The organism is Streptosporangium sp. NPDC001681, from assembly GCF_040298085.1.
In the GTDB taxonomy this organism is placed as follows: domain Bacteria; phylum Actinomycetota; class Actinomycetes; order Streptosporangiales; family Streptosporangiaceae; genus Streptosporangium.
In genome coordinates this window covers 67,782-83,071 of the sequence record NZ_JBEOZN010000006.1, presented here as the reverse complement: position 1 = coordinate 83,071, position 15,290 = coordinate 67,782, and the positions used below count along the sequence as shown (strand labels likewise).

General features: G+C 69.8%; 17 protein-coding genes. 7 read left to right on the top strand and 10 right to left on the bottom strand.

What is annotated here, in order from left to right:
* The first annotated feature begins 175 nt into the window (after nucleotides 1-175).
* On the top strand, nucleotides 176-1,174 hold the full coding sequence (locus ABT130_RS04275) for a LacI family DNA-binding transcriptional regulator (protein WP_350916211.1): 999 nt from the start codon (nucleotides 176-178) through the stop codon (nucleotides 1,172-1,174).
* Here ABT130_RS04275 and ABT130_RS04270 read toward each other — a convergent pair.
* On the bottom strand, nucleotides 1,146-1,631 hold the full coding sequence (locus ABT130_RS04270; RefSeq protein ID WP_350952712.1) for a glutathione peroxidase: 486 nt from the start codon (nucleotides 1,629-1,631) through the stop codon (nucleotides 1,146-1,148). The genes ABT130_RS04275 and ABT130_RS04270 overlap by 29 nt on opposite strands.
* A gap of 221 nt (nucleotides 1,632-1,852) precedes the next feature.
* On the opposite strand from ABT130_RS04270, the gene ABT130_RS04265 reads away from it, so the two are divergent.
* Nucleotides 1,853-2,245, top strand: a complete 393-nt coding sequence (locus tag ABT130_RS04265) for an aggregation-promoting factor C-terminal-like domain-containing protein (protein WP_350952710.1) — start codon at nucleotides 1,853-1,855, stop codon at nucleotides 2,243-2,245.
* A 349-nt stretch (nucleotides 2,246-2,594) separates the two neighbouring features.
* Nucleotides 2,595-3,089, top strand: coding sequence for an aggregation-promoting factor C-terminal-like domain-containing protein (locus tag ABT130_RS04260; RefSeq protein ID WP_030923427.1), 495 nt, complete (start codon nucleotides 2,595-2,597; stop codon nucleotides 3,087-3,089).
* A 66-nt stretch (nucleotides 3,090-3,155) separates the two neighbouring features.
* On the opposite strand, the gene ABT130_RS04255 is transcribed toward ABT130_RS04260, so the two are convergent.
* On the bottom strand, nucleotides 3,156-3,788 hold the full coding sequence (locus tag ABT130_RS04255) for a TetR/AcrR family transcriptional regulator (protein WP_350952708.1): 633 nt from the start codon (nucleotides 3,786-3,788) through the stop codon (nucleotides 3,156-3,158).
* A 93-nt stretch (nucleotides 3,789-3,881) separates the two neighbouring features.
* On the opposite strand from ABT130_RS04255, the gene ABT130_RS04250 reads away from it, so the two are divergent.
* Nucleotides 3,882-5,003 (top strand): ferritin-like domain-containing protein, encoded by a 1,122-nt coding sequence (locus tag ABT130_RS04250; RefSeq protein WP_350952706.1) that lies wholly within the window; start codon nucleotides 3,882-3,884, stop codon nucleotides 5,001-5,003.
* Between the two features lie 367 nt (nucleotides 5,004-5,370).
* Here ABT130_RS04250 and ABT130_RS04245 read toward each other — a convergent pair whose 3' ends face one another.
* The 3 genes from ABT130_RS04245 to ABT130_RS04235 form a co-directional block, all read right to left on the bottom strand.
* On the bottom strand, nucleotides 5,371-5,703 hold the full coding sequence (locus tag ABT130_RS04245; RefSeq protein WP_350916201.1) for a DUF202 domain-containing protein: 333 nt from the start codon (nucleotides 5,701-5,703) through the stop codon (nucleotides 5,371-5,373).
* Entirely contained in the window at nucleotides 5,700-6,041 is a 342-nt protein-coding gene (locus ABT130_RS04240; protein ID WP_350916199.1) for a YidH family protein, read from the bottom strand. Before ABT130_RS04240 ends, ABT130_RS04245 begins: the two co-directional genes overlap by 4 nt.
* 69 nt (nucleotides 6,042-6,110) lie before the next feature.
* Nucleotides 6,111-6,512, bottom strand: a complete 402-nt coding sequence (locus ABT130_RS04235) for a DUF8711 family protein (RefSeq protein WP_350916197.1) — start codon at nucleotides 6,510-6,512, stop codon at nucleotides 6,111-6,113.
* Nucleotides 6,513-6,644: 132 nt separating this feature from the next.
* Here ABT130_RS04235 and ABT130_RS04230 point away from each other — a divergent pair, with 132 nt between their 5' ends.
* The gene (locus tag ABT130_RS04230; RefSeq protein ID WP_350952704.1) at nucleotides 6,645-6,902 is read left to right on the top strand and encodes a ubiquitin carboxyl-terminal hydrolase 14; all 258 of its coding nucleotides are present in this window, start codon (nucleotides 6,645-6,647) and stop codon (nucleotides 6,900-6,902) included.
* Nucleotides 6,903-7,014: 112 nt separating this feature from the next.
* Complete coding sequence (locus tag ABT130_RS04225; RefSeq protein ID WP_350952702.1) at nucleotides 7,015-7,440, top strand: hypothetical protein; 426 nt, start codon at nucleotides 7,015-7,017, stop codon at nucleotides 7,438-7,440.
* A 6-nt stretch (nucleotides 7,441-7,446) separates the two neighbouring features.
* On the opposite strand, the gene ABT130_RS04220 is transcribed toward ABT130_RS04225, so the two are convergent.
* From ABT130_RS04220 to ABT130_RS04210, 3 genes are all read right to left on the bottom strand, one after another.
* The gene (locus ABT130_RS04220; protein WP_350952700.1) at nucleotides 7,447-9,030 is read right to left on the bottom strand and encodes a Na+/H+ antiporter; all 1,584 of its coding nucleotides are present in this window, start codon (nucleotides 9,028-9,030) and stop codon (nucleotides 7,447-7,449) included.
* Between the two features lie 179 nt (nucleotides 9,031-9,209).
* Nucleotides 9,210-10,457, bottom strand: a complete 1,248-nt coding sequence (locus ABT130_RS04215) for a hypothetical protein (protein WP_350952698.1) — start codon at nucleotides 10,455-10,457, stop codon at nucleotides 9,210-9,212.
* Between the two features lie 335 nt (nucleotides 10,458-10,792).
* Nucleotides 10,793-11,119, bottom strand: coding sequence for a zinc ribbon domain-containing protein (locus tag ABT130_RS04210; protein ID WP_350952818.1), 327 nt, complete (start codon nucleotides 11,117-11,119; stop codon nucleotides 10,793-10,795).
* 281 nt (nucleotides 11,120-11,400) lie between these two features.
* On the opposite strand from ABT130_RS04210, the gene ABT130_RS04205 reads away from it, so the two are divergent.
* The gene (locus ABT130_RS04205; protein ID WP_451935130.1) at nucleotides 11,401-13,488 is read left to right on the top strand and encodes an ATP-dependent DNA helicase; all 2,088 of its coding nucleotides are present in this window, start codon (nucleotides 11,401-11,403) and stop codon (nucleotides 13,486-13,488) included.
* A 185-nt stretch (nucleotides 13,489-13,673) separates the two neighbouring features.
* Here the strand turns inward: ABT130_RS04205 and aroB are convergent, their stop codons facing one another.
* Both aroB and ABT130_RS04195 read right to left on the bottom strand, forming a co-directional pair.
* A complete protein-coding gene (aroB, locus tag ABT130_RS04200) occupies nucleotides 13,674-14,750 on the bottom strand; it encodes a 3-dehydroquinate synthase (protein ID WP_350916184.1) in 1,077 nt (358 codons plus the stop codon).
* Nucleotides 14,747-15,250, bottom strand: a complete 504-nt coding sequence (locus ABT130_RS04195; protein ID WP_350916182.1) for a shikimate kinase — start codon at nucleotides 15,248-15,250, stop codon at nucleotides 14,747-14,749. Before ABT130_RS04195 ends, aroB begins: the two co-directional genes overlap by 4 nt.
* Between the last annotated feature and the right edge of the window lie 40 nt (nucleotides 15,251-15,290).

Below are 15,290 nucleotides of genomic sequence, written 5' to 3'. Positions count from 1 at the left end.
GAAGTCCTTAGCGCCTCGGGCAACCCCGTGTTCACCCGATATTGGATACGTTTTCATGCATCTCACCGGAAACGGATATCCCTGTCAAGGGGATGACCGGTTCTGCCCTGTCAACAGGGCAGTCGTTATCGCTTCGCGCTGGATCGAACACGGAAAGCATGATGGAATCGTTTCCATGAACATGCGTCGTACGACGATCAAGGATGTCGCCGAGGCGGCCGGGGTGGGGGTCGCCACGGTGTCCCGGGTTCTGTCCGGTGGATCGGCGAGTCCCGAGACCAGGGAACGGGTGCTGAACGTCGCGGCCCAGCTCGACTACCGGCCCAGCGCGCTCGGGCGCAACCTGCGCCAGCGGCGCTCGGGCGGGATCGGGCTGCTGCTGCCCGACATCACCGACACCTTCTACGGCCGTCTGGCCGACGGCGTGCTCACCTGCGCGCGCTCGGCGGGAGAGCCGGTGATCCTGGGCGCCACCGGCGACGATCCCGAGCGTGAGGCCGAGCTGATCGGCACGCTGCTCGAACAGGGCGTGGACCGGGTGATCGCGGTCCCCTCCGGTGACGGCGACGGCTGGGCGCCGACCCTGCGGGCCGGGCTGACCACCGTGTTCGCGCACCGGCTCTCCCCCGGGCACGACGACATCCCCGCGGTGCTGGCCGACGACCGCGCGGGGATCAGGACCGCGGTCGACTACCTGAAGGGGCTGGGGCACCGCCGTATCGCCTACCTGGGCGGCCCCGGACAGGAACAGCGCCTGTCCTTCTTCCGGCAGGCGCTCGGACCCCTTGTCGACGAGGAGTTGGTCGTCGTCGCCCGTGGCAGCCGCGACTCCGCGTACGCCGCCGCGGCCGGGCTCTTCCAGCACCGGCCCGACCTGACCGCGGTGCTGGCGGGGGGAAACCTGCTGGGCGAGGCGGCGGTGCTGGCGGCCAGGGAGCTGGACCTGCGCATCCCCAGGGACCTGTCTCTGATCATGTTCGACGACGTGCCCTGGGCGGAGCTGTGCTCACCGCCGCTGACGGTGATCGCCCAGCCGGCCCAGGACATCGGCTACCGCGCCGCCGAACTGGTGCTGCGCGGCGGCACCAGGCGGCCGCGCGGAGTGCTGCTGCCCACCGAGCTGATCGTCAGGGGCAGCTGCGCGGCTAGAGGGACCTCTCGATCGCCTCGATGACCGCGGGGTCGTCGGGCAGGACGCGCGGCCGGAACCTGGCGAGCACCTCCCCGTCCTTCGAGACGAGGAACTTCTCGAAGTTCCACTCGACGTCGCCGGCCTTGCCCTCGCCGTCGGGGGTCTGGGTGAGCAGGTCGTAGAGCGGGTGCCGGCCCTCGCCGTTGACCTCGCTCTTGGCGAGGAGCGGGAAGTCGACGCCGTAGGTGGTGGAGCAGAACTCCTGGATCTCCTCCGCGGTGCCCGGCTCCTGTCCGTAGAACTGGTTACAGGGCACCCCCACGACCGTGAAGCCCCGGTCGCCGTAGGTCCGCTGGAGGTCGACGAGAGCGGCGTACTGGGGGGTCAGGCCACATTTGGAAGCGACGTTGACGACAAGGACCGCCCGCTCCCCGGCCAGCTCGGCCAGGGTGGTGGGCACGTCGGAAAGAGTGTGGATGGCGATATCACGGATTCCCATGCTCCGCACCCTAATCCCCCTGTCACATTTGAGAGTTATGTCGTCCATAAAGTGAAATGTGACAGAGGCCACAGGTGAGACGACACCCCCCTCACCAAGGCTCTGATCATTCTCTTACCGATCTTTGACATGGCTCCTGACAGACAGTGTCGACTGGCCCGGCCGCGGATCGCCGGGCATCGTGGCGGCCGTCCCTCAACCCCAAGGCACAAGGGAGTCCCATGTCGACGCTACGCCGTACCGGTGTGCTGATGATCGCCTCGGCGCTCACCCTCGGCACCACCACCACGGTCGCCCAGGCGTCCTCGGCGAGAACGGGCAACCAGGCCGTCGCCAGGCCGATGGTGACCGCGCACGGCTGGAGCAGAGCCCAGTTCAACTGCCTCAGCAGACTCTGGACCAGGGAGAGCAACTGGAACCACCGCGCCCGCAACCGCTACTCGGGGGCTTACGGAATCCCGCAGGCACTGCCCGCGGGCAAGATGGCCGGCGCCGGCCGCGACTGGCGCACCAACCCCAGGACACAGATCAGATGGGGACTCGGATACATCAAGCAGCGCTACGGATCACCGTGCCGGGCGTGGGCGCACTTCGGCTCGCGGGGCTGGTACTGATCTACTGATCCCGAAGCGGTGATCTGAAACCCCATGACGGGGTGATTTTCACACCGTCTCCACGCATGGGCGATTCGCCGGTCGTAACCGGACCCTCGCCGAATCTCCCGTAGATCAAGAAGATCGGGCAAACACCTTCCCTTCGCGTGTCCCATCCGTCGTCCGACACTCTCTCGCGTACTAGAAAGCCGCCTAGAGATACCGCCGCGGCGTCTCATGCCGGAAACAGGCCGGCGAGACCGCGCGGACGTTCCCCGCCCGAGCCACGGGCGCCGGATCGCCGACCGTACGAGAGGCACCTACGTGCCCTCCTGCGGCTTCCGCACGCGGCCCAAGGACAAGGATCCATGTGAACAGCTACCGCGTTCTGCGCAACACAGTCGTGACCGTTCTCGCCGCCTCGGCGATGGTCGGGTCCTCGACGTCGGGACAGGCCGACAGCACGGCCGAGTCGTCCAGGAAAGGGACGGCGAGAACCGTTCATCGCCTCACCTGGGTCACCCAGGTGAAGCCAAGAGTGAAGGCGGTCGCGAGGACCGCCAAGAGCAGGAACAAGACGATCGCCTATCGTCTCGTCTCCCGCCGCGCGTGGCCGCACAGCCAGTTCCGCTGCCTGGACAGCCTCTGGACCAGGGAGAGCAACTGGAACCACCGCGCCTACAACCACTCCTCGGGGGCGTACGGCATCCCGCAGGCACTGCCCGGCTCGAAAATGGGCGGCAGCGGCGGGGACTGGCGGTACAACCCGATCACGCAGATCCACTGGGGTCTGAGCTACATCAAGAGCCGCTACGGGTCACCGTGCGGCGCGTGGGGTCACTTCCGGTCGAGCAACTGGTACTGACCCGCATGGAGAGTGTCCAGGGGAAGGGAACACTCTCCGGCGCCCGGGGCCGCGAGGTCCCGGGCGTCACCTCTTGAGCTGCAGGGCCAACGCCTGGATGAGCAGTTCGAGGCCGAAGGCGAACTCCGCCTCGTGGTCGCACTCGTGGAGTGCCGGAGCCAGCTCACCGACCTGCGGGAACAGCAGGGGGTCGACCTCGCTGACGCGGACGTCGGATCGGTGCACCGGGGCGAACGTCGGGGTCACCCCGACCTCCCTCAGCAGCGAACCCACGATGTAGGCGATGAACACCCGCAGGGCGCGCACCGCCTCGTCGCCCCCGAAGCCCGCGCCGCGCAGCGTGGCCAGCGCCCGCTCCACCGGGAGCAGCCCGGCGGTGGAACGGAGCTGGCGGCTGACCACCACCATCGTGCACCGCGGGTAGTGATGCGCGATCTGCCGGAAGGCGAGCGCCTGCATGCGCACCCGGTCGGTCCATTCGGCGTCCGGGTCGTCGGTGAACTCGATCTGCGACAGCACGGTCTCGGCCACCGCGTCCAGCAGCGCCTCCTTGTTCGGCACATGGTTGTAGAGCGACATCACGCCCACACCCAGTTCGGCGGCGATCGCGCGCATGGACACCGCGTCGGCGCCCTCCCGCTCGATCAGGTCGATCGCTGTGGCGACGATGCGCGCTCGGGACAGTGGCTCGGCAGGCATATGACCATTGTCCCCTCATTGGTTCCATTGACGTACGTACAGTGTACGTGGCACGCTCGTTGCGTACGTACGGTGTACGTCTCTGGAGGCCGCATGTCGACACACGATCTCTACACCATCCCCGCCGAGCTTTCCACGTGGGACGTCGAGGCGGCCGGAGCCGCCCGCTTCACCTGGGAGTACGACAACGGCAGGGACCGCATGCTCGCCCTTTACCAGAAGGGCAAGGACAAGCAGTGGGACTCGGTCAAACGCATCGACTGGGACCTGGAGGTCGACCCGTACAACGTGCTCGGCATCCCCGACGAGACCATCGCGATCCACGGCACCCCGCTCTGGGAGCGGATGGACGAAAAGCAGCGCAAGGAGGTGCGCCTGCACGGCGCCTCCTGGCAGTTCTCCCAGTTCCTGCACGGGGAACAGGGCGCGATGATCTGCTCGGCCAGGATCGTGGAGTCGGTCCCCGACCTCGACTCCAAGTTCTACGCCGCCACCCAGACCATGGACGAGGCCCGCCACGCCGAGACCTACGCCCGCTTCCTCCAGGAGAAGGTGGGGCTGGCCTACCCCATCAACCCGCACCTGAAGTCGCTGCTCGACAGCACGCTGAGCGACTCCCGCTGGGACATGCCCTACCTCGGTATGCAGGTGCTCATCGAGGGCCTCGCCCTGGCTGCCTTCGGCGTGATGCGCGACATCACCACCAAACCGCTGCCCAAGCAGATCCTCGCCTACGTGATGCAGGACGAGGCCAGGCACGTGGCCTTCGGCCGGATGGCGCTGCGCGACTACTACCGCCAGCTCAGCGAGTCGGAGCTGCGCGAGCGCGAGGACTTCGTCATCGAGGGCTGTTACCTGATGCGCGACCGGCTGCGCGGCCAGGAGACCTGGGAGAACCTGGGCCTGAACAAGGCCGAGGTCGCCGATGCCATGGAATCCGTTGACAAATCCCAATATCTCAAGCTGTTCCGCTCGCTGCTCTTCAGCCGCATCGTTCCCTGCGTCAAGGACATCGGGCTGTGGAGCCCCCGCCTGCAGCAGGCCTACGCCGACATGGGCGTGCTGGACATGGCGGGCCAGAGCCTGGATGCGCTGATGCGGCAGGACGAGGACATCGCCGAGAAGCTCGACACCGAGCGGTTCGCCGCCGAGGAGGCCGAGCGCCACGCGGAGGTCGCCGAGACCGTCGCCCTCGGCGGCGACCCCCGCCCCTGACCGGCCCCCACCGGACCTGATCCGGCCATGATCCGGCCCTGGTCCGGCCCGGCCCGGACCCGCCCTCGACACCGAGCCCGATCCGGCTCACGGGGCGCCTCCGGTGCCGGCCGGGCCGTTTCACGGCCGCACGGCGGGCCGGGGACGCCCCGGCCGGGCAGCAGGGTCCGCCGGTCACGGGTGGTCAGGATCTCGTACGGCCACCCGGCGCGATGATTCGTCTCCGCCTCGATCCGGTCGTGCACGGGCCCCGGCGGCAGGCCGAGGAGCCGGTCGGCGCGGACGGCCCGCAGCTCGCGACGAGGTACACCGAGATCGGCGCCGGGCGGCCGGACGGATCATCCAATCGTGACACGCCGCGAGGTCCCTATTCTCCGAACCTCGCCAGCACGAAGGCGATGGCTCCGGCCGCGGTGGCAAGGGTACCGAGCCAGGCGATGAGGGCGTCGGCCCGGTTGTCGAGGGGACGGCTCTGGTGGAGCGCCTCCTGGACGCGGCGGAACCGGATGCCCGTGTGGGTCAGCAGGAGGCCGGCGCAGAGCAGGGCCGGAACGAAGGGGATGATCGCTATCAGGGGCGTGCCGGCGCGCAGGGCGATGCCCGCACCGGCCAGGGCGGTGACGGCCAGCATGGCGCTGGTACGTATCCAGGCGAGCTGGGTCCGCTCGCTCTGCAGGCCCTCGTCCCAGGGGCTGTTCATCGCGACAGCAGAATGAGGATCAGGGCGAGCACCGCGACCGTCGCCACGCCGTACCCGAACAGGGGCGCGAGGGCGGGAGGCGGCAGCGGGGCGGAGTTGCGCAAGGCGTGCTGGACACGACGCCAGCGGGGGTAGGCCATCGCGGCCGCCAGAGCCGACAACGACACCAGGACCACCGCGAGCAGGGTCCGCATCCAGGGGACGAAGACATCGGCGGAGACCGCGGCCATGGCCACACCGCCCGCGCTCAGCGCGAGCGATGTGCTCAGCCAGGTCAGGTAGGTGCGTTCGTTGGCAAGGGTGAACCGGGGGTCCGGTTCACGCTCCGGAGGCTTCATGAGAACGACGCTATTTCAGCCACATTCCCCATCGAGAACCCGGGTTGACGGAGCCTCCGCAGGTGAGGGCTATCCGCAGGCGCCGGTCAGTTGCTCGACCCACCGCACCGAGTCGGTCGCCACCTTCTGCGCGGTGTCGATGGCGCTGTTGGCATCGGGGACGTTGAAGCCCTCCAGGGTGTTGGAGACGCTGTCGGCCGCCTCCTTCAGCGAGGTGTTGGCCGCCTTGTCGGCCAGGTCGCCCAGCTTGGTGCCCCCGTCCTTCAGCGCCTGCTCCATCGCGGCGGGGTCGTTGAGCAGGCCGGAGACCTTCGAGACGGTCTCGGTGACGATGCCCGCGGCCTGCACGCACTGCTGTGCCTTGTCGATACCCTGGCTCACCTCCTGGATCTCTGAGCAACCGGTGGTGATCAGGGCGGCGGCGAGCGCTGAGGCGGCGAGGGCGGGGATTCGTCGCGGAAGGGGTCGCATGCCCAGACCCTACCCAACGAGCCGGTGCGACAGGCGCCTGTCGTACCGGCTCGTTACCCGGACCGCGAGGCGTTGGGGACCGCACCGCGGCTCCGGCCGTACGATCATCAGTGTTCCGACGAAGGGGAGACCATGCAGATCTGTCAACATCTCGCGCAGGCCCAGGACCCGGCGCCACGCACACCGCAGGGGTGCGAGGAGTGCCTCGCGACCGGAGATCGCTGGGTTCACCTGCGAAAGTGCCTGTCCTGCGGGCACATCGGCTGCTGTGACTCCTCTCCCAACAAGCACGCCACCGCCCACGCGACGGTGATCGGCCATCCGGTCATCGCCTCGTTCGAACCGGGCGAGGACTGGCGGTGGTGCTACGTGGACAAAATCATCGGCTGACCGGCGGCAGCGGGGTTCCTCCACCCCGCGGGGATGTCAGCCGCAAGTCTTTTCCAAGCGCGAGGGCCTATCTCTTGACATGTAACGATGCTCAAGAGTTTGGAACCCCTCCATGCGTACCGGTCTTCGTGTCCTGCTGGGCCTGACCACCGCCGCGACGCTCGCTCTCGGCGGTTCGGCCCCGGCGCTGGCCTCCACCGCCGCCCCCACGGTCTGGAAATGGGGCCCCCTGCACTCCACCGACGGGCTCGCCGCGGCCTGGGGCAAGGTCGCCGTCGGCCAGTCGGGCCTCGTCGTGTACGGCACGCTGGAGGACACCCGTGGCTCGGGCTGCGCGTGGGCCCAGATACGTTACCTGAGCGCTCGGAACGGACGGTGGCACACGGCGTCCTACTACAACTGCGTTCCCGGCCCGGGAACGTTCCGCAAGAACGGCGGCGGGGTCCTGCAGATCAAGGCGAGGACCTGCCGGGGCACCTCCGCACGGCCGACCGGGCGGTGCTCGCGATGGAAGACCGTCTACACCCAGGGCGGCTGACAGAGGCTAGTCGCGCTCCAGAATGGCCTCCTCGAAGTCGATCTCGTGGAGAACCCGGCGGAGCACCTCGTCGTCGATGCGCCGCTCGTCGCGGAGGCGTACGAAAACCTCGCGCTCGACCGCCAGCATCTCACGGCGGAAGCGCCGGTAGACCGTGCTGGGCGTCTCCTCCCCCTGTGGTCCCGTGCCGCTGCCCAGTCGCTCCCAGGCGGCGAGGGTACGGCGCTCGGCACGTGCCCTGAGCTGGTCGACGACCTCCCGATAGACCTCGTCGACGCCCTCGCCCACCAGCTCGTCCAGCCGGGCCAGCGAGGCGGAGGTGGCCGCCTGCTGGGCGGCCGCCTCGGCCAGGTTGTCGGTGTAGATCTCCCGTTCGTTGGAGATCTTCAACCTGCGGATCAGCGCCGGGAACGTCAGGCCCTGGAGCAGGAGGGTGCCGATCACCACCGAGAAGGTGAGAAAGAGCAGCAGGTCGCGGCCCCGCAGGGTCTGCGGAATGGCGAAGGCCGCGGCGAGGGAGACCACTCCGCGCATGCCCGCCCAGCTCACGATGGTCACCTGCTTCCAGGACGGCGCGTGGGGCTCGCTCTCGCGGATCTTCGCGGACAGCATCCGGGGCAGGTAGAGGCTGGGCACGACCCAGAGCGCCCTGGTGACCACCACGGCGGCGAAGACGACCAGCGCCATCCCGGCGAGCTTCCACGGGTTGGCCCACTCCAGCCCTCTCATGATCGGCCAGAACTGCAGGCCGATCAGCGCGAAGACGATCGTCTCCAGGAAGAACCCGAGGACCCGCCAGACCGCCTCGGACAGCAGCCGGGTACTGAAGCCCGCCCTGGGCAGGCGATGGCCGATGTAGAGCCCGACGATCACCACGACGATCACACCGGAGACGTGCACGCTCTCGGCCGCCAGGTAGACGGCGAACGGGACGAGCAGCATGACGGTGTTCTCGATGAGCGGGTCGCGCAACCGGATCAGCACCCGGGCCAGGATCCAGGCGAGCCCGAGGCCCATCAGCACGCCGCCCACCGCGGACCGGGCGAAGTCGGCGGTGACCTCCGGCCAGGTGATGCCCCCTCCCAGCGCGGCCGCGACCGCCACCCGGTAGGCGGTGAGCGCGGTGGCGTCGTTGAACAGGCTCTCCCCCACCAGGATGGTGACCGTCTTGCGGGGCAGCCCGAGCCTGCGGGCCACGGCGACGGCGGCGACCGCGTCGGGCGGGGCCACGATCGCGCCCAGCGCGAACGCGGCGGCCGGCGGCAGCTCGGGCAGGAGCAGGTGGGTGATCCACCCGATGACCAGCGTGGTGAACAGCACCAGGCCGATCGAGAGCAGCCCGATCGGCCTGCGGAAGTCCTTGAGCCTCAGGTAGGAGCTGTCGACCGCCGCCGAGTAGAGCAGCGGGGGCAGGAAGACCAGCAGGACCAGGTCGGGGTCGAGCTTGTACTCGGGGAGGACGGGCGACAGCACCAGGCCCGCGAGCACCAGCAGCAGCGGCGCCGGCCACCCCCTGCGCCTGGCGACCGCGGCCACCGCGATGCCGAGGACGGACACGGCCAGCGTCTGCACCACGGTCGACTGGTCCACGCCACCCCGCCCGGTAAGGATCGATCGGCTTCCATACCTCCGCGCGCCTCGCGAACCACCCGGGACAGCGGAGCGCCGGGTTTCACCCCGGCGGCCAGAACGACGCTATCCCCGGGCGTGGATCTCGCGCCCGGGACACGACGGAACCCGCCTCCGGGGAACTCACATCCCCTGGAGAGTCACCACTCCCGGCGTTCTTCCCGATCGTCGCGGCGCCGACCCTCGCGGCGCCTGTCGTCGTACTGGTGCTCGTCACGACGGCGGTCGTACCGGTCGTCGTAGCCCTGTTCGGGGCGGAGTCTCTCGCCCGTGGAGTGCGGCGGGTCCTGGAGGTAGGGGCGCGGCAGCCTCTGGTCGGGTGCGGACTGGCCTCCCAGGCCCAGCGGGTCGGACGGATCGACGTCCTGCTGCGGGTAGGCGGGTGGCGAGCCGTACAGGTCTCGGAGGTCGGCGGGGTGACCGGCCTGGTGTGGCTGCGCGGTGCCGAACGCGTAGGGATCCGGCTGCGCGGGGGCCGGGTAGCCGTACGGGTCGGGTTGCTGGGTCCCGTGGCCCCCGGCCTGCTGCTGGGCGGCGAACCCGAAGGGGTCCGTCGAGTTCTGCTGCCCCTGCCCGTAGGGGTCGGGATCCGGCCGGCGGGCGGGGTTGGGGAACTGGTCGGCGTGCGACGCGAACGGGTCGACGGGCCGCTGCTGGGGCGGCACGCCGTACGGATCGGGCTGCTGGGCGCCGAACCGGTCGGCGGGCTGCTGCGCGGGCGTGCCGTAGGGGTCCGGCTGCTGGGCGCCGTACGGAGCGGGCTGCTGCGCGGGCGGGTAGCGGTCGTCCGGCATCTGGTAGGCGGCCTCGCCGGGCACCGGGCCCGTACCGAGCGGATCGAAGGACTGCGGCTGCCCGTAGGGCAGGGCGTCGTTCACGATCATGTTCTCGCGCGGCACGGCGTCGGCGGAGCCGTGCCCCGGCACCATCCGATCCTGAGACCAGTCGGGCCGATCCGGCGGAGGCACCACTCCCCGCGCGACGAGCACGTCGTTCGGCCCGAGCGCGGCGGCCTGGCGGGGCTCGTCCGGCACGGGGACGTGACCGGCCGGGTCGGGATACTGCTGGGGCTGGGCGTAGTCCTCGGGCCGAGGTCTGGCGTACTGACCGGTGCCGGGATACTCGCTGTGGATCTGCTGCTCGGTGTGAACGGGCTCGCCCACCTCGTCGGGGTACTGCCCACCGGCTTGGACGAAGCCCTCGTCAAGGGTGTCGACCAGCCGCCCCACGTCGTTCATGGGCATGCGGAAACTCGCGGTGCACATCTCGCCACGCCACAGGCTCAGCACCAGCGTGCCTTCGTGCCAGGTGACCCGGAGCACCCGCTCCTGGCCACGCTCGTCAAAGAACACCTCGCCGAACGACGGCAACGGGACAACTTCCGACATGGAGGACATAATGTACTCAAACGCCCCAAACATCCAGTTCGAGCAGGGACTTTGCAGGGCAATCGCACCTTACGCGGTGCAATCGCGGTGCAATCGCGGCGGACACCGTCACGCCGACCATCACTCTCGGTCACCGCCTAACGAGCAAAGGGTACGCAATAGAACACCTAAAGGGGACTATATCCGAGCGTAAGCTCAAGAGCGGGGGAACCTGCTCCAGGGCCCAGATGTCCCCCCAGGCTTGACCCTCACAAGGGGAAGGCCATACGCCCAGGTCAGCTTCTCTGCCCCGGGGGCCAAGCCCGTAGTTTCTCGCCGTCGATGGATTCGACGGTTCAGGCCGCGTCGCCGGCAGCGTGACGCACTGCCCGGCGACCGATATTGGTCGCCGCGAAGTAATCCACCGGGCCGGCGAGCCCGCACGAAACACCACGAAAGTCATCCCTGGTAGGACGATTCCGTTTGTCGATGTGGCCGCCCCCCGGGCAGGTGCGGGAGGTGTCACGCGAATCCACCGGCCGCACCGCCACCCCGGCCGAAACCGCTTTGCACGTCACGAACGTCCGCAGTCGAGGGAAATCCCACGAGTGCAGGTCGGCACGCTGCCCCTGCCCCTGCCCTTGCTCCTGCTCAGGCGAGGGCGCGAGCTTGAGCATTTCCATCACCAGCACGTACCGAGTCTGTCACTCACCGCCACCGGACGGCATCGTTTTCCGCGTTTCCTCCCCGCCGTGAACGACGGGGCCTCCATCCGGCGATTCCGATGACCGAACGTGAAAGCACCCGGAAGGGTCCGGCGGGTCGTCTTTCCGAACCGGGAGCAGGACCTGTGACACGTGCCGGAGTCAGCCGGTGGATCACGACAGGACCGAGGAAGGCGGGGACGCACCGCTCCCGCCGGAGCCGCCACGCTTGTCGGAGCGAGCCGGTACGGTTGGCTGTCGTGCCGACCGACTCCATCACCGCTCCCGAAGACGTCTCCTCAAAGGTGGACATCCCCCCGGTTGAGGACCTGCTGAGCACCGCCGTCGAGGCGGTGGGCGGGGTCGAACGCCCCGGACAGATCACCATGGTGAGGGCGGTGCAGCACGCGATCGAGTCGGGCGACCACCTGGCCGTCCAGGCGGGCACCGGCACCGGCAAGTCGCTGGCCTACCTGATCCCCTCGATCAGGCACGCGATGACCTCCAAGGGAGCCGTGGTCGTCTCCACCGCCACCATCGCGCTCCAGCGCCAGCTCGTCGACCGCGACCTGCCCCGCCTCGCCAAGGCCCTCGCCCCACAGCTGCCGCACGAGCCCACGTTCGCGATCCTCAAGGGCCGCCGCAACTACCTGTGCCGCTACAAGGCGAGCGCGGGGTGGCCCGACGAGGAGCAGGACCAGCTCTTCGACCCCCGGGAGGTCAACGCGACGGGCCGGATGGTCCAGCGCATCCAGGAGTGGTCGAACGAGACCGAGACCGGTGACCGCGACGAGCTGGTCCCCGGCGTCAACGAGCAGGCCTGGCGCCAGTTCTCGGTCAGCGCCAGGGAGTGCCTGGGAGCCACGCGCTGCCCGAGTGGCATGGAGTGCTTCGCCGAACTGGCCCGCGCCCGCGCCGGCGAGTCCGACGTGGTCGTGACCAACCACGCGCTGCTCGCCATCGACGCGATGGAGGACTTCCCGCTCCTGCCCGAGCACGAGGTGGTCGTGGTCGACGAGGCTCACGAGCTGGTCGACCGCGTCACCTCGGTGGTCAGCGGCGAGCTGTCGGAGACCATGGTCACGGTGGCCGTGCGGCGGGTCGGCAAGCTCATCGAGCAGCACCTGGCCGACCGGCTCATGGAGGCCGGAGAGGACCTCAGGGCCCTCCTCGCCGCCGCCCCCGCCGGGCGCCTCGACGAGCTTCCCGATGTGCTCGGGCTGACGCTCGCCCTGATCCGCGACTCGGCGTGGGCGTGCATCACCGCCCTTGGCCCGCGCACCGGCGACAAGGACGACCCGGAGGGCGCGGGACTGCGCAAGGCGGCCTTCACCTCCCTGGACGAGGTGCACGACACCGCGCAGCGCATGCTCGACGCCTTCGGCCACGCCGAGGAGATCGACCGGGCCGAGGTGGTCTGGCTGGAGGCGGGCACCGACCGGCGGCCACCCCTGCTGCGGGTGGCGCCGCTGACCGTGGCGGGCATGCTCCGCGACAGGCTCTTCGGCGACCGTACGGTCATCCTGACCTCGGCCACGCTCGCCCTGGGCGGCGCCTTCGACGGGCTGGCCCGCCAGTGGGGCCTTGGCGCCGAGGGCGGCGGAAAGCCAGCCGAGGAGGACGAGACGGGCGAGGAGCGCGCCGCCCCCAAGTCCGGGAAGAAGGCCGGCAAGAGCCGGGCCGGCTGGAACGGCATCGACGTCGGCTCCCCCTTCGACCACCCCCGCAGCGGCATCCTCTACGTCGCCAAGCACCTGCCCCAGCCGGGCCGTGACGGCCTGCCCGAGGCCTACATCGACGAGATCACCGAGCTGATCGAAGCCGCGGGGGGCCGCACTCTCGGCCTGTTCTCCTCGATGCGGGCCGCCAAGGCGGCCACCGAGGCCCTGCGCGACCGGCTGAGCGTGCCGCTGCTCTGCCAGGGCGACGACTCCACGATGCTGCTGGTCAAGCAATTCGCCGAGGACGAGCCGACCTGCCTGTTCGGCACGCTCTCCCTCTGGCAGGGCGTCGACGTCCCCGGCCCCTCGCTGCGCCTGGTCATCATCGACCGCATCCCCTTCCCCCGCCCGGACGACCCGCTCAGCTCCGCTCGCCAGCGCCATGTGGCCGCCAAGGGCGGCAACGGGTTCATGTCGGTCGCCGCCACCCACGCCGCGCTGCTCCTCGCGCAGGGCGCGGGCCGCCTGCTCCGCAGCCAGCACGACAAGGGTGTGGTCGCGGTACTGGACCCGCGGCTGGCGACGGCCCGCTACGCCGGGTTCCTGCGCGACTCCCTGCCGCCCTTCTGGCCCACGAACGACCCGGCGAAGGTCCGCAGCGCCCTCAAACGCCTCAGCTCCTCCTGAAACCGCCCCGGCCCCCGGTGACCCCGGCACCGGGATCGCCGGGGGCCGGGTGCGGCCGCCGGAGCGCGGGAAGTTCCGAGTCGCCCGGATTCAGGAGGTGCTCTCGGCGACGGCGTGCAGGGCCGGCAGGTACGATCTCAGGCCGAGGCCCGCGATACCCGCCGGGAGCACCGGTGTCGTGAAGCTCACCGGGCGATCTCCCGGTAGGCGGCTTCGAGAAGCTCCTCCGAGGGGTCGGACAGCGAGGACACCTTCGCCAGGTCGTCCAGGAGGACGAAGCGCAGCGTGGCACCGCGGCTCTTCTTGTCGAGGCGCATGTGGTCGCGGAGCTCGGGCCAGGCCTCGCGGCGGTAGGCGGTGGGCAGCCCGACCGAGGTCAGAATGGACCTGGTCCGCTCCACGAGGTCGGTACCGATCCTGCCGTCCAGATGAGACAGCTCGGCCGCGTAGACCATGCCGATCGCGACGGCCTCGCCGTGGCGCATCCGGTACCGCTCGACGCGCTCGATGGCGTGGGCCAGGGTGTGGCCGTAGTTGAGGATCTCCCGCAGGCCGCCCTCGCGCAGGTCGGCGCCGACGACGTCGGCCTTGACCTGGATCTTGCGCTCGATCAGCTCGCGGGTGTGCCGCCCCTCGGGGAGCCTGGCCCCCTCGGGGTCGTCCTCGATGAGCGAGAGGATCTTCGGGTCCGCGATGAAACCACCCTTGATGATCTCCGCGAGGCCGCCCACGTAGTCGTCGCGGGGCACCGAGACCAGGGTGGCCAGGTCGCACAGGACCCCCGCCGGCGGGTGGAAGGACCCGACCAGGTTCTTGCCCTCGGGGGTGTTGATACCGGTCTTGCCGCCCACGGCCGCGTCGACCATGCCGAGCAGTGTCGTCGGCACCTGCACCACCTTGACACCGCGCAGCCAGGTGGCGGCGGCGAACCCCGCCAGGTCGGTGGTCGCCCCCCCGCCGACGCCGACCACGGCGTCGGACCGGGTGATGCCCGCGCGGCCGAAGGCCGACCAGAGCCCCGCGGCCACCTCGACGGTCTTGGCACGCTCGGCGTCGGGCACCGGCAACGGGACCACCTCGTACCCGGCCGCCTCGATCGCGCCGCAGACCGGGCGGGCGATCTCCGGCAGGCTCTCGGGGTGGATCACGGCGACGGTGCGGACCTTCGGCCCGAGCAGGCCGGGCAGCTCGCCGAGCACTCCGGTGCCGACCACCACGTCGTACGGGCTCTCGCCGGCGACCTTGATCCTGGAGATCGTCATGGCTCCAGGCCTCTCACGATCTCGTCGACGATCTGGCCGGGCTCGCGCTCGTCGGTCACCACGACGATCCTGGCCAGCTTCTCGTAGATGGGACGACGGGCGTCCATCAGCTTCTTCAGCCGGCTGCGCGGGTTCAGCACGAGCAACGGCCGCGCCGAGGCCAGGCCCACCCGCTGGACGGCGTTGGAGAGACCGACCTCCAGGTAGACCACCGGATGGTCGGCCAGCAGCTCGCAGGTGGCCTCGGCGAGGATCGCGCCGCCGCCGAGGGAGAGCACGCCGTCGTGCTCGGCCAGCGCCCGCCGTACGGCGTCGGCTTCCAGCTCGCGGAAGATCTCCTCGCCGTCCTCGATGAAGATGTCGCTCACCGGCTTGCCCGCCGTGAGCTCGACGTCGGTGTCGGTGTCGCGGAAGGCGACCCCGAGCCGGTCGGCCAGGAGCTGTCCGATGGTCGACTTGCCCGACCCCGGAGGGCCGATCAGTACTGCACGGGGACTCATCCGGCCTCCTTGGACCGCGGCTCGCCGGCCTGGCGCCCGC

Bases quoted from the DNA above. Each gene is read 5' to 3' on its own strand.
- ABT130_RS04275 (WP_350916211.1), top strand. From the start codon at position 176: ATGAACATGCGTCGTACGACGATCAAGGATGTCGCCGAGGCGGCCGGG.
- ABT130_RS04270 (WP_350952712.1), bottom strand. From the start codon at position 1,631: ATGGGAATCCGTGATATCGCCATCCACACTCTTTCCGACGTGCCCACC.
- ABT130_RS04265 (WP_350952710.1), top strand. From the start codon at position 1,853: ATGTCGACGCTACGCCGTACCGGTGTGCTGATGATCGCCTCGGCGCTC.
- ABT130_RS04255 (WP_350952708.1), bottom strand. From the start codon at position 3,788: ATGCCTGCCGAGCCACTGTCCCGAGCGCGCATCGTCGCCACAGCGATC.
- ABT130_RS04250 (WP_350952706.1), top strand. From the start codon at position 3,882: ATGTCGACACACGATCTCTACACCATCCCCGCCGAGCTTTCCACGTGG.
- ABT130_RS04245 (WP_350916201.1), bottom strand. From the start codon at position 5,703: ATGAACAGCCCCTGGGACGAGGGCCTGCAGAGCGAGCGGACCCAGCTC.
- ABT130_RS04240 (WP_350916199.1), bottom strand. From the start codon at position 6,041: ATGAAGCCTCCGGAGCGTGAACCGGACCCCCGGTTCACCCTTGCCAAC.
- ABT130_RS04235 (WP_350916197.1), bottom strand. From the start codon at position 6,512: ATGCGACCCCTTCCGCGACGAATCCCCGCCCTCGCCGCCTCAGCGCTC.
- ABT130_RS04230 (WP_350952704.1), top strand. From the start codon at position 6,645: ATGCAGATCTGTCAACATCTCGCGCAGGCCCAGGACCCGGCGCCACGC.
- ABT130_RS04225 (WP_350952702.1), top strand. From the start codon at position 7,015: ATGCGTACCGGTCTTCGTGTCCTGCTGGGCCTGACCACCGCCGCGACG.
- ABT130_RS04215 (WP_350952698.1), bottom strand. From the start codon at position 10,457: ATGTCGGAAGTTGTCCCGTTGCCGTCGTTCGGCGAGGTGTTCTTTGAC.
- ABT130_RS04210 (WP_350952818.1), bottom strand. From the start codon at position 11,119: ATGGAAATGCTCAAGCTCGCGCCCTCGCCTGAGCAGGAGCAAGGGCAG.
- aroB (WP_350916184.1), bottom strand. From the start codon at position 14,750: ATGACGATCTCCAGGATCAAGGTCGCCGGCGAGAGCCCGTACGACGTG.
- ABT130_RS04195 (WP_350916182.1), bottom strand. From the start codon at position 15,250: ATGAGTCCCCGTGCAGTACTGATCGGCCCTCCGGGGTCGGGCAAGTCG.